Annotated in this window: 11 protein-coding genes; 10 read left to right on the plus strand and 1 reads right to left on the minus strand. The window is 68.1% G+C overall.

All coding sequences use genetic code 11. From position 1 onward, the window contains the following. Nucleotide 1: 1 nt before the first annotated feature. Entirely contained in the window at nt 2-2,851 is a 2,850-nt protein-coding gene (locus ACWEO7_RS01910) for an aconitate hydratase (protein ID WP_452420081.1), read from the minus strand. Between the two features lie 286 nt (nt 2,852-3,137). Between ACWEO7_RS01910 and ACWEO7_RS01915 the strand changes: the two genes are divergently transcribed. From ACWEO7_RS01915 to ACWEO7_RS01960, 10 genes are all read left to right on the plus strand, one after another. Beyond that, nucleotides 3,138-3,707: an Rv1476 family membrane protein gene (locus ACWEO7_RS01915; protein ID WP_452420082.1), complete on the plus strand. Its 570-nt coding sequence runs from the start codon at nt 3,138-3,140 to the stop codon at nt 3,705-3,707. A gap of 483 nt (nt 3,708-4,190) precedes the next feature. Continuing rightward, nucleotides 4,191-5,609 (plus strand): NlpC/P60 family protein, encoded by a 1,419-nt coding sequence (locus ACWEO7_RS01920; protein ID WP_452420083.1) that lies wholly within the window; start codon nt 4,191-4,193, stop codon nt 5,607-5,609. A gap of 134 nt (nt 5,610-5,743) precedes the next feature. Next, entirely contained in the window at nt 5,744-6,925 is a 1,182-nt protein-coding gene (locus tag ACWEO7_RS01925; protein ID WP_452420084.1) for an AAA family ATPase, read from the plus strand. Nucleotides 6,926-6,951: 26 nt separating this feature from the next. Next, the gene (locus tag ACWEO7_RS01930) at nt 6,952-7,911 is read left to right on the plus strand and encodes a DUF58 domain-containing protein (RefSeq protein WP_450014922.1); all 960 of its coding nucleotides are present in this window, start codon (nt 6,952-6,954) and stop codon (nt 7,909-7,911) included. After that, nucleotides 7,908-8,909 carry a VWA domain-containing protein gene (locus ACWEO7_RS01935; RefSeq protein ID WP_355070881.1) on the plus strand — a complete coding sequence of 334 codons (1,002 nt, stop codon included), beginning with the start codon at nt 7,908-7,910 and terminating at the stop codon, nt 8,907-8,909. The genes ACWEO7_RS01930 and ACWEO7_RS01935 overlap by 4 nt, the downstream gene beginning before the upstream one ends. A 112-nt stretch (nt 8,910-9,021) precedes the next feature. After that, entirely contained in the window at nt 9,022-9,381 is a 360-nt protein-coding gene (locus tag ACWEO7_RS01940; RefSeq protein ID WP_452420085.1) for a peptidase inhibitor family I36 protein, read from the plus strand. Between the two features lie 225 nt (nt 9,382-9,606). Beyond that, a complete protein-coding gene (gene fabG1 / locus ACWEO7_RS01945; protein ID WP_355070885.1) occupies nt 9,607-10,323 on the plus strand; it encodes a 3-oxoacyl-ACP reductase FabG1 in 717 nt (238 codons plus the stop codon). Nucleotides 10,324-10,403: 80 nt separating this feature from the next. Then, the gene (inhA, locus tag ACWEO7_RS01950; RefSeq protein WP_355070887.1) at nt 10,404-11,240 is read left to right on the plus strand and encodes an NADH-dependent enoyl-ACP reductase InhA; all 837 of its coding nucleotides are present in this window, start codon (nt 10,404-10,406) and stop codon (nt 11,238-11,240) included. A 21-nt stretch (nt 11,241-11,261) separates the two neighbouring features. Then, nucleotides 11,262-12,323 carry a ferrochelatase gene (locus ACWEO7_RS01955; protein ID WP_452420086.1) on the plus strand — a complete coding sequence of 354 codons (1,062 nt, stop codon included), beginning with the start codon at nt 11,262-11,264 and terminating at the stop codon, nt 12,321-12,323. A gap of 70 nt (nt 12,324-12,393) precedes the next feature. After that, nucleotides 12,394-12,810, plus strand: coding sequence for a hypothetical protein (locus ACWEO7_RS01960; protein WP_452420087.1), 417 nt, complete (start codon nt 12,394-12,396; stop codon nt 12,808-12,810). Nucleotides 12,811-12,823: the final 13 nt, after the last annotated feature.

The following is a 12,823-nucleotide window of genomic DNA, read 5'->3' on the forward strand; positions in this document are numbered from 1 at the left end:
ATCAGGCACGGATCATGTTGCGCAGCACGTACTGCAGGATCCCGCCGTTGCGGTAGTAGTCGGCCTCGCCGGGGGTGTCGATGCGGACCACCGCGTCGAAGGTGATCTTGTCACCGTTCTCCTTGGTGGCGGTGACCTTCAGGGTCTTCGGGGTGGCACCCTCGTTCAGCTGGGTGATGCCCTCGATGTCGAAGGTCTCGGTGCCGTCCAGCTTCAGCGACGCGGCCGACTCACCCGCCGGGAACTGCAGCGGGATGACGCCCATGCCGATGAGGTTGGAGCGGTGGATGCGCTCGAACGACTCGGTGATGACGGCCTTCACACCCAGCAGGCTGGTGCCCTTGGCGGCCCAGTCGCGCGAGGAGCCCGAACCGTACTCCTTGCCGCCGAGCACGACCAGCGGGATGCCCGCGGCCTGGTAGTTCTGCGAGGCGTCGTAGATGAACGCCTGCGGGCCGCCCTCCTGGGTGAAGTCTCGGGTGTAGCCACCCGAGACGTCGTCGAGGAGCTGGTTGCGCAGCCGGATGTTGGCGAAGGTGCCGCGGATCATCACCTCGTGGTTGCCGCGCCGCGAGCCGTAGGAGTTGTAGTCCTTGCGCTCGACGCCGTTGGCCTCCAGGTACTGCGCGGCCGGGGTGCCGGGCTTGATGTTGCCCGCAGGGGAGATGTGGTCGGTGGTGACCGAGTCGCCGAGCAGCGCGAGCACCCGGGCGCCCTTGATGTCGGTGACCGGCTCCGGGGTCTGCGGCATGCCTTCGAAGTACGGAGGCTTGCGCACGTAGGTCGACTCGGCGTCCCACTCGAAGGTCTTGCCCTCCGGGGTGGGCAGGCTGCGCCAGCGCTCGTCACCCCGGAACACGTCCTTGTAGTCCTCGAGGAACATGTCGCGGCTGATGACCCGGTCGATGGTGTCCTGGATCTCCTGCGGCGAGGGCCAGATGTCCTTCAGGAAGACGTCGTTGCCCTCGGTGTCCTTGCCGAGCGGGTCGTTCTCGAAGTCGAAGTCCATGGTTCCCGCGAGCGCGTAGGCGATGACCAGCGGCGGGGAGGCCAGGTAGTTCATCTTCACGTCGGGGGAGATGCGGCCTTCGAAGTTACGGTTGCCCGACAGCACCGCGGTGACGGTGAGGTCGTTGTCGTTGACCGCCTTGGAGATCTCCTCCGGCAGCGGGCCGGTGTTGCCGATGCAGGTGGCGCAACCGAACGCGACCAGGTTGAAGCCCAGCTTGTCCAGGTACGGCCACAGGCCCGCCTTCTCGTAGTAGCCGTTGACCACCTGCGAGCCCGGAGCCATGGAGGTCTTCACCCACGGCTTGCGGGCCAGGCCCTTCTCCACCGCGTTGCGGGCCAGCAGAGCCGCGCCGAGCATGACCGACGGGTTGGAGGTGTTGGTGCAGGAGGTGATCGAGGCGACCACGACAGCGCCGTGGTCGAGCACGAAGTCGCCGTACTCCTCGCTGCGCACCGTCACCGGCTTGGACGGACGGCCCTCGGCGCCGTCGGCGGCCGACACCAGCGACTCGGCACCGTTGGCGGCCGACCCCAGCGACTCGGCGCCGTCGTCGGCGAAGGACAGCACGGCCGGGTCGCTCGCCGGGAAGGACTCCTCGACGGCCTCGTCCAGCTTGCTGTGCGGGGTGTCGGCGGCGGGGCCGCTCTCCGCGTCGTTGGTGTAGTTGTGGATGTCCTTGCGGAACGCGATCTTGGACTCCGACAGCAGGATCCGGTCCTGCGGGCGCTTCGGGCCCGCGATGGACGGCACCACGGTGCTCAGATCCAGTTCGAGGTATTCGGAGTAGGCGGGCTCGGAGTCGGCATCGTGCCAGAGGCCCTGCTCCTTGGCGTACGCCTCGACCAGCGCGACCTGCTCGTCGGAGCGGCCGGTCAGGCGCAGGTAGTCGACGGTCACGTCGTCGATCGGGAAAATCGCGGCGGTGGAGCCGAATTCGGGGCTCATGTTGCCCAGGGTGGCGCGGTTGGCCAGCGGCACCTCGGCCACGCCCTTGCCGTAGAACTCGACGAACTTGCCGACCACGCCGTGCTTGCGCAGCATGTCGGTGACGGTCAGCACGACGTCGGTGGCGGTCACGCCCGGCTGGATCTCACCGGTCAGCTTGAAGCCGACCACGCGCGGGATCAGCATCGAGACGGGCTGGCCGAGCATGGCCGCCTCGGCCTCGATGCCGCCGACGCCCCAACCGAGGACGCCGAGGCCGTTGACCATGGTGGTGTGCGAGTCGGTGCCGACACAGGTGTCGGGGTAGGCCTGGCCGTTGCGGACCATGACGACGCGGGCCAGGTGCTCGATGTTGACCTGGTGCACGATGCCGGTGCTCGGCGGGACGACCTTGAAGTCGTCGAACGCGGTCTGGCCCCAGCGCAGGAACTGGTAGCGCTCGCCGTTGCGCTGGTATTCGATGTCGACGTTGCGCTCGAAGGCGTCGGCGCGGCCGAAGACGTCGATGATCACGGAGTGGTCGATGACCATCTCGGCGGGGGCGAGCGGGTTCACCTTGTCCGGGTCGCCGCCCAGGGTGGCCACGGCCTCGCGCATGGTGGCCAGGTCCACGATGCACGGCACGCCGGTGAAGTCCTGCATGATGACGCGGGCGGGCGTGAACTGGATCTCGGTGTTCGGCTGCGCCGTGGGATCCCAGCTCGCGATGGCGCGGATGTGATCGGCGGTGATGTTGGCACCGTCCTCGGTGCGGAGGAGATTCTCCGCGAGGACCTTCAGTGCGTACGGGAGTTTCTCGGTGCCGGGCACGGCGGAGAGGCGGAAGATCTCGTAGGAGTTGCTTCCCACCTCGAGGGTGCCCTTGGCGCCGAAAGTATCGATACTTGTCGTCACGTCAGCTCCACTCGTCTGTGCGGGTGGCCACCGGCGGGGCTGTGCCGGCGGCCGAGTCTTCGGAGGTGCTCCGGCGCCGCTCCGGCGCTGGTTCCTCGCGCCTACGACCTTAACAGTACGCTTGTCCTGTGAAACACCAGGGGGCGGTTCGGCGTGCCGCGCGCGCGAGATGCGACACTCCGTCGCGTACTGTGCTTTCGAGCCAGCAAGGGGGATCTTGCTCGCCCTGCAGTGTTGGATGCCCGTCGCTTCGGTTGCCGATGCGGCTCGACAGACCGGATGGAAGATGACCGCCCCGCACAACTCGGTTTTCACCCCTATGGCCGCCGAATTGCCGCCGAATGTCACCACCGACACCGTGCGCTCGCTCAACGCCGATCTGGCCGATGATCACGTCGCGACACTGACCGGTAAGGACAAGAAGGAACTGGCCGCCATCGCCGCGGAGGCGCGATCGCAAGGAATCCCGCTGAGCATCGTGGTCGTCCCCGGCAATCCAGGACACGATTCGAGCCTACGGGACTTGGCCACCGAGGTGGGTAAGACGCAGCACGGCACCGTGGTCGTTCTCAGCGACGACTGGGTGGGCACCTACAGCGACACCATCAGCCGGGTGCGGCTGGAGTGGGCCGAGGACGCCGCCAAGGGCACGCAGGGTAAGAGCGCGGAAGCCGCGAGCATCTTCACCGCCCGCTTGGAGACGCCGGAGTCGATGTCCTGGACCGCCATCACCTGCGCGCTGCTGGGTGGAACGGCGGCGGTCATCGCCGGACTGTACTGGGTCAAGGTCCGGCGGGCGGCGGCCGACGGTCCGGAGCGTGTGGCGAGCGACCGGCGGACGCCGGAGGGCGAGTAGTCCGACGCGCGCGCCATCTGAGGTCGTGGCGCCTTTCCGCGAAGCAGGCTGCGGCCGATTCGACATTCTCGTGGTATCACCACGCCGGTAACGGCGCGGTTGTCCATCGCCACTCGGCCCCAGGCGGGGTACGTCCGCGCGTCGCAGGCGTGCGTCGCTGACACCGCCTTCGCTCGATGCGAAGCCGAGCTGTGTCCGATCTAGGGCGGAATCGGGCCATCAGCATCCATATAGCTAATTTTCCGAACGGTTGGTCTGTCGTGCTCGAAGGAAGCATGGCGCGCAGTACAGCAAATTTCTAGCAATGAAGAAGATGTGGGCGGCAACGTGATCGATGCTGTTTTGTCGGTGACGTAAGTGTCGTACGGTTCGAATGGTCCCTGATGGGGAATAAGTGTTCCCAGAGGCCATCTGTCGACCACTGTGCATCTTGGTTCGCCTGATGCCCTCGAGGATTGCCGGAATCCGGTCCTTGGAGGTGTGATGCGCAACAACGGCGGGCTCACCAACCGGCGCCGACTATCGATTGCTGTTGGATTGCTGATTGCGATCGCTGTAGTGGTCACGACTGGACCTGTCGCTGCTGTACCACCTCCTCCGCCAAATCCCAGCGACGGCGAGATCGCCCAGGCGGGCGCGCAGGTGGACGCCGGTGTCGCCGAGGTCGGCACCCTGATCAACCAGGTCGCCGTGGTCGATCAGCAACTGGGGCAACTCGACGACGCCGTCGCGCAGCGCCGGGAGGATGTCAACCGAGCGCTGGTGGACCTGCAGACCGCGCGCGACGCCGCCGACGCGGCCGCCGTCGTGGTGGTCGACACCCAGCTCGACCTGGCCGATGCCGCCGCCAAGGTGGGCCAGGCGCGACGCAACTTCGATCAGTTCGCCACCCAGGCCTATACCAATCCGGGCTCCGGCTCGATGGTCACCTACCTCGCCGCGGCCACCCCCACGGTCGCACTGGACCGGGCCCAGCTCCTCGAGCTGGTCTCCAAGAATCGTCAGCAGGTGCTGGACGGCCTGCGGCGCGCGCAGATCGATCAAGGCAACAAGAACTCCACCGCGCGGCGGGCGAAATCGGACGCCGACACGGCCGCCGCCGTCGCCGCCGCGCGCAGGGCCGACGCCGAGGGCGCGGTCGCCGCGGCTAAGGCCGAACTCGACCGGCAGACCGCCCAGCGCGACGACCTGCTGCGGCGGCGCCAGGACGCGCAGGGCAGGCTGGATCAAGCGCGGCAGAACGTGGCCGGCCTGCAGGACCAGCGTGACGCGTACCTGGCCTGGGACGCCATGCGCAAGGTGGAGGAAGCGGCGGTGCGTGCCGCCGCGGCGGCGGCCGCCGCGCGCGCGGCCGCGGACCAGGCCGCCCGCGATCGCGCCGCCGAACTCGGCACCGGAAAACGCCCGCACACTCAGCTGGAGGACGCGCCGCCACCGCGGCGGAGCGCGCCACGACCGAAGTCGCCACCGGTCGAAGGCTCCGCGGCGATCGAGATCGTGGTCGATCGCGCCATGTCGCAGCTCGGCGTCACCTACGCCTGGGGTGGCGGCGACGAGGACGGCCCGACCCGCGGCATCCGGGACGGCGGCGTCGCCGACAGTTACGGAGACTTCGAGAAGGTCGGCTTCGACTGCTCGGGATTGATGGTCTACGCGTTCGCGGGCGTCGGGGTCTCGCTGCCGCACTACAGCGGCTACCAATACAACGCGGGCACCCGGGTGCCCGTCGGCGATCGCGAGCGCGGCGACATGCTGTTCTGGGGGCCGAACGGCAGCCAGCACGTGGCGCTGTATCTCGGCGACGGGAAGATGGTGGAGGCGCCGGAATCCGGCGACGTGGTGAAGGTGTCCCCGGTCCGCGAGGGCGGCATCATGCCGTTCGCGGTGCGCGTCGTCTCCTGATATCGGACATTCCGGGTGCCCCGCCCGGCCGGGGGACCGCGGAAATTCCCATTCTGTCGGGTCCGGTTGCGGCACAGGCGGTGATTACCTGGAATAGTTGTGGCAGCACGCACAGGACCAAGGCGAAAGCGGGGATGTTGGTGACTTCGACGGACGGTGTGAGCGGAGCGAACTCGGCGAAGGATGCGCCGGTTTCCACGCCCAGCACCCTCGAGCGTGACGTCCAGACCCTGGAGAAGGCGATCTACGAGGTCAAGCGGGTGATCGTGGGCCAGGATCGCCTGGTCGAACGACTGCTCGTGGGCGTGCTCGCACGTGGTCACGTTCTGCTCGAAGGTGTTCCCGGCATCGCGAAGACCCTCGCCGTGGAGACCTTCGCCAGGGTGGTCGGCGGCTCGTTCGCCCGCGTGCAGTTCACGCCCGACCTGGTGCCCACCGACCTCATCGGTACCCGCATCTACCGGCAGGGCCGCGAGGAGTTCGACACCGAACTCGGCCCGGTCGTCGCCAACTTCGTGCTCGCCGACGAGATCAACCGCGCGCCCGCCAAGGTGCAGTCGGCGCTGCTCGAGGTGATGGCCGAGCGGCACGTGTCGATCGGCGGCAAGACCTACCCGATGCCCGACCCGTTCCTGGTCATGGCGACGCAGAACCCGATCGAGAGCGAGGGCGTGTACCCGCTGCCCGAAGCGCAGCGCGACCGCTTCCTGTTCAAGGTCGTCGTCGACTACCCCTCCGTGGAGGAGGAGCGCGAGATCATCTACCGGATGGGCGTCACCCCGCCGGAGGCGAGCCGGATCCTGGAGCCGGAGGATCTGATCCGCCTGCAGAAGGTCGCGGCCAACACCTTCGTGCACCACGCCCTGGTCGACTACGTGGTCCGGGTGATCGCGGCGACCCGCAAACCGGCCGATTTCGGCATGCAGGACGTGGCCAGCTGGATCTCCTACGGCGCGTCGCCGCGCGCCAGCCTCGGCATCATCGCCGCGGCCCGCGCCGTCGCGCTCATCCGCGGCCGTGATTACGTGGTGCCGCAGGACGTCGTCGAAGTGATCCCGGACGTGTTGCGCCATCGCCTGGTGCTGTCCTACGACGCGCTCGCCGACGAGATCAGCCCGGAGGACGTTATCAAGCGCGTTCTGCAAACCGTCGGCCTGCCACAGGTCGCCCCGCAGGCCGTCGCGCCCGGCGTGCCCGCCGCGCCGCCGCACGGCACCCCGCAGCAGATTCCCCAGCCGCCGTCGCCGCAGCAGGCCGTGCCCCAGCCGCCCAACGGGCAGCAGTCGCAGCCCGCGGGCACCGTTCCGCCGAAGTGACCTCGGCATCGGATCGGATCGCGCCAGTGCCGACGTCGCCGTCCCACGCACCGCCGTCCTTCCACGCTGGGGAGTTGACCGACCCCAGGCTCACGGTCGCGCTCAAGACCCTCGAACTCACCGTGCGCCGCAGGCTCGACGGCGTGCTGCACGGCGATCACCTCGGTCTCATCCCCGGCCCCGGCTCCGAGCCGGGTGAGGCGCGCGCCTACCAACCGGGCGACGACGTGCGCCAGATGGATTGGTCGGTCACTGCCCGCACCACTCATCCGCACGTGCGGCAGATGATCGCCGACCGGGAGCTGGAGACCTGGATGGTGGTCGATCTGTCGGCCAGCCTCGACTTCGGCACCGCCGCCTGCCAGAAGCGTGATCTCGCCATCGCCGCCGCGGCCGCCATCACCCATCTGACCAGTGGCGGCGGCAACCGGATCGGTGCGGTCGTCGCCACCGGCGAACGGTTGACCCGCATCCCGGCGCGCGGCGGGCGCGTCCACGCCCAGTCGCTGCTGCGCGGCATCGCCACCACACCGCACGCGCGCGACGGCGTACGCGGCGACCTGCGCGGCGGCATCGAATCGCTGCGCCGTCCGCAGCGCAAACGCGGACTCGCGGTGATCATCAGCGATTTCCTGGGTGACATCGATTGGCAGCGCTCGCTGCGCGCGATCTCGGCCAGGCATGATCTGCTCGCGGTCGAGGTGCTCGACCCGCGCGACCTCTCGCTGCCGGACATGGGCGACGTCGTGCTGCACGACCCGGAGACCGGGCGCACCCGCGAGTTCAGCGTGACCCCCACGCTGCGCGCCGATTTCGCGGCTGCCGCGCAGCGCCACCGGCAGCAGGTCGAACAAGCCCTGCGCGGCTGTGGCGCTCCGGTGCTCACCTTGCGAACCGATCGGGACTGGATCGCCGACGTGGTCCGGTTCGTGTCCACCCGGCGCCACAGCTTCGGCGCCCCGACCGGGCGGGTGCCACGCCAGTGAGTATTTCGCATTTCACCGCACAGATCTGGCTGGGATTCCTCGTCGTCATCGCGCTGATCGCGCTCGGCTACGTCCTGGTGCAGCGCAACCGGCGCAAGCACATGTTGAAGTTCACCAACATGGCGCTGCTGGAGAAGGTCGCTCCGTCGCGGCCGAGCGCGTTCCGGCACGTGGCCGTCGCGCTCCTGCTCGTCGGCCTGGTGTTCCTCACCGTCGCCGCCGCCGGACCGACCGCGGTCAAGAAGGTGCCGCGCAACCGCGCGACCGTCATGCTGGTGATGGACGTGTCGCTGTCGATGGAGGCGACCGACGTCGCCCCGAGCCGCATCCAGGTCGCCAAGAAGGCGGGCAAGGAGTTCGTCGACGGACTGCCCGAGGGCGTGAACATCGGCTTCGTCACCTTCGCGGGCACCGCCTCGGTGATGGTCTCGCCCACGACGAACCACGAATCGGTCAAAGCTGCGATCGACAATGTGCGGCTGGCCGAGCGCACCGCTACCGGTGAAGGCATTCTGACCGCGCTGCAGGCGATCGAGACGCTCGCCACGGTGCTCGGTGGCGCCCAGGAGCCACCGCCGGCCCGGATCGTGCTGATGTCGGACGGTAAGCAGACCGTTCCGGATTTCAAGGACGTCGACAACCCCCGGCACGAGTACGTCGCCGCTCGGCTCGCCAAGAGCAAGAACGTCCCCATCTCGACCATTTCCTTCGGCACTCGCTGGGGCGTCGTCGAGATCCCCCGGGAGGACGGCAGCAAGGACCAGGTACGCGTCGAGGTGGACGACGACGCCATGCGCGAGATAGCGCGACTGTCCAGCGGGGAGTTCTACACCGCGTCGTCCCTGCAGGAGTTGACCAAGGTGTACGACACCTTGGAGCAACAGATCGGGTACGAGCTGACCAGAGGCGACGCCAGTCGTCCGTGGCTGCTGCTCGGACTGGTGGTCGTCGCGGCGGGAGTGGTGATCGGTCTGGTGTATCGCCAGCGTTTGCCTTAGCGCTACGAACAGCAAGGCGCGCAGGCGATTACACGGGCCGTAGCCGGGGAAGTGTGTTACCGTGCCCAGGACGGGCGGTAAGGGAGTGCCGCCCTCCATCTGGGGAGGAATCATGCGAATTTCCGCAATTTTCACGGCGATCGCGTCCGCCGCGCTGGCCTTGGTCGTGGCTCCGCTTCCGGAGGCATCCGCGGCGGGTTGTCCGGCCGGGAGTCTGTGTCAGTACTCCGGAGCGGGCTTTTCCGGTACGGCCAAGGTGGTCACGCTCAACACCAAGAACTTCCGGAACTACTGCGGACCGGCGGGAGATCCGAGCACCAGATCGGTGATCAACAACACGAACGTCGAGTTGCTGTTCAGCTCCGGTTCCAACTGTGGCGGCGGACAACCGTACCGCTACGTGGGGCCGGGTAAGCAGGTGGAGGATCTGGGGTTCGACGCGCTGTCCGTGACTTGGTGCCCCAGCTGCTGAGCAGTGCCTCTCGCGTCGCTCGCCGAAGGTGAGTGAAAGGCGGCGCATCGATCGAATGCCGACCGGCCGGTGGTGTCCTGCGCACCACCGGCCGGTCCGCGTGATCGGGCTTCGTTTCGCGCTGTCGTTGTGGCGTTTCACGAACGCGGCCGGGCTCCGATGGCGGTCGGACGAACGTGGCGGCCCGGTCGTTGCCTGCCGATTCGACCAGGTAGGTTGAACCCCATGTCGAACATCACATCCCGGTCGGTCCTGGTGACCGGCGGAAACCGCGGCATCGGACTCGCGGTCGCGCAGCGTCTGCTTGCCGACGGTCACAAGGTGGCCGTCACGCATCGTGGCTCGGGGGTGCCGGACGGCCTGTTCGGTGTGAAATGCGATGTGACCGACAGCGAGTCGGTGGACGGCGCCTTCGCCGAGGTGGAGGCGCACCAGGGTCCGGTCGAGGTGCTGGTGGCCAACGCGGGCATCACCGACGACACGCTGCTCATGCGGATGAACGAGGAGCAGTTCACCCGGGTGCTCGACGCCAATCTGACCGGTGCGTTCCGGTGCGCCAAGCGCGCGAACCGCGCCATGCTGCGCGCGCGCTGGGGCCGGATGATCTTCCTCGGCTCGGTGGTCGGCATGAGCGGCCAAGCCGGTCAGATCAACTACGCCTCCTCCAAGGCCGGTGTGATCGGTCTGGCCCGCTCGATCACCCGCGAGCTCGGCTCGCGCTCGATCACCGCGAATGTCGTCGCCCCGGGTTTCATCGAGACCGACATGACCGCCGACCTGCCCGAGGACATGCGCGACATGGCCAAGAAGTTCATCCCCTTGCAGCGGCTCGGCCAGCCGGAGGACATCGCGGCGGTGGTCAGCTTCCTGGCTTCCGAGGACTCCGCCTACGTCTCCGGCGCCGTCATCCCGGTGGACGGCGGCATGGGCATGGGCCACTGACCACACCGAACGCGTAGCGCGGCCGGTCCAGGCCGCCCGCAGCCAACCCAACATTCGATTTTCAGGAGAACCGAGAACTCATGGGCGGACTGCTCGAAGGCAAGACCATCCTGGTCACGGGCATCATCACCGACTCGTCGATCGCGTTCCACGCGGCGGCCGTCGCGCAGGAGCAGGGCGCGAAGGTGCTCATCACCGGCATCCCGGAGCGACTGCGGCTGATCGACCGGATCGCCAAGCGCCTGCCCCAGGAGGTCCCGCCGGCCATCGGGCTCGACGTGACCAGCGAAGAGGATCTCGCCGGCCTGGCCGACAAGCTGCGTGAACTGGCTCCGCAGGGGATCGACGGGGTGCTGCACTCGATCGCGTTCGCGCCACGCACCCTCATGGGGCCGGAGGCTCGGCCGTTCCTCGACGGCCCGGGCCCGGATGCCGCCAAGGCGTTCGAGATCTCGGCGTGGAGCTACGCGTCCCTGTCGCGCGCGGTGCTGCCGGTGATGAACGAGGGCGGCTCGATCGTCGGCATGGACTTCGATCCGCGCACCGCGATGCCGTTCTACAACTGGATGGGCGTGGCGAAGGCCGCGCTGGAGTCGGTGAACCGATACGTCGCACGCGAGGTGGGCGCGGCCAAGAAGATCCGGTCCAACCTCATCGCCGCCGGGCCGATCAAGACGCTGGCCGCCAAGGCGATCGCGGGCACCGCGACCGACGACGCCGCCAAGCTCAATCAGCTCAACGTCTACTGGGACGGCGCCTCGCCGATCGGCTGGGACGTCGACGACCCCACGGTGGTGGCGAAGTCGATTGTGGCGCTGCTGTCGGACTGGTTGCCGGGCACCACCGGTTCGATCATCTACGTCGACGGCGGAGCCAGCCACAACACCTGGTTCCCGGAGAACATGGCGATCAACTGAGCCGATCGGATGGGAGACACCGTGGTTCGAACCGCCGACGCGCTGCTGCTGCTGTCCTTCGGCGGTCCGGAGCGTCCCGAAGACGTGATGCCGTTCCTGGAGAACGTCACCCGGGGCAGGGGAGTGCCGCGTGAGCGCCTGGAAGCGGTCGCCGAGCACTATCTGCACTTCGGCGGTGTCTCGCCGATCAACGCGCTCAATCGCGACATCATCACGGCGGTCGAGGCCGAACTGGCCGCCGCGGGTATCGAGCTGCCGGTGTACTTCGGTAACCGGAACTGGCATCCCATGGTGGAGGACACCGTCGGGCGGATGGCCGCCGACGGTGTCGGCTCCGCACTGGTCTTCCCGACTTCGGCGTGGGGCGGCTACTCCGGATGCCTGCAGTACCACGAGGACATCGCCCGGGCGCGTGCGGGCTTGGGTGCGGGCGCGCCGGAACTGCTGAAGCTGCGTCAGTACTTCGATCACCCGCTGTTGATCGAGACGTTCGCCGATGCCATTCGCGCGGCGCGCGATCGGCTCCCGGCCGGGCAGCGCGCCGCGGCGCGGCTGGTGTTCACCGCGCATTCCATTCCGGTGTCGGCCGATGCCGCCGCGGGCCCGCCTGCCGACGGCGGTCGGCTCTACAGCCGTCAGGTCGCCGACGCGGCCCGATTGTGCGCCGCGGCAACCGGTTTCACCGATTACGACCTCGTCTGGCAGTCGCGTTCGGGTCCGCCGCAGGTGCCGTGGCTGGAACCGGACATCGTCGACCACCTGGACGATCTCGCGGCCAAGGGGGTCGAGGCCGTGGTCGTCTGTCCGGTGGGCTTCGTCTCCGACCATCTCGAAGTCATCTGGGATCTGGACAACGAGGCCGCGCAGAAAGCCGCCGAACTCGGTATGGGCTTCGCGCGGGCCGCGACGCCGGGAAGCGATCCGCGCTTCGCGAAGCTGGTCGTCGAACTGGTGTCCGAGCAGTTGCGCGGAGGCGAACCCCGGCGGCTCGGTGCGGTGCCCGGCTACGGCTGCACGCTCGACGGCGCGCCGTGCGCCGTCGGCTGCTGTGCGGTCACGCGCCGTCCCACTGCTGGGAATTGAGGAGGAGCGGTCGCGGATAGCATCGCGTGCGACCGATCGCCGAATCCGACTTTCTGGGGGGTACCTCTAGATGACCTATGCCGACATGCTGACCAACGCCGCCGTGCTCGATCCGCACGCCTGGTCCGATACGAAAGTATGGACCGTGGCGCTCGACGTCACCGAGGCCAGGCGCCGCGGTCGCAGCGGTGGCGGCGGCGGTTTCTCGATCGGCGGTCTGCTGCTGTGCATCGGGGTCGTCGCCGTGGTCATCGGGCTGGTGATCTGGCTGAGCAAGCGGAACAAGGCGAACCAGTCCCAGCAGCAGTATCCGCAACAGCAGTACCCCCAGCAGTATCTTCCGCAGCAGAACTACCAGGGACAAGCGCAGTATCCGGCGCCGCAATACCAGCAGCCCTATCCGCCGCAGGGGCAACAGCAGTATCAGCAGTATCCGCCGCAGCACCAGTATCCGCCGCAGCAGCCGCCGTACCCGCCGCAGCAGTGAAGCGCGCCGACCC

The organism is Nocardia sp. NPDC004260 (genome assembly GCF_053603155.1).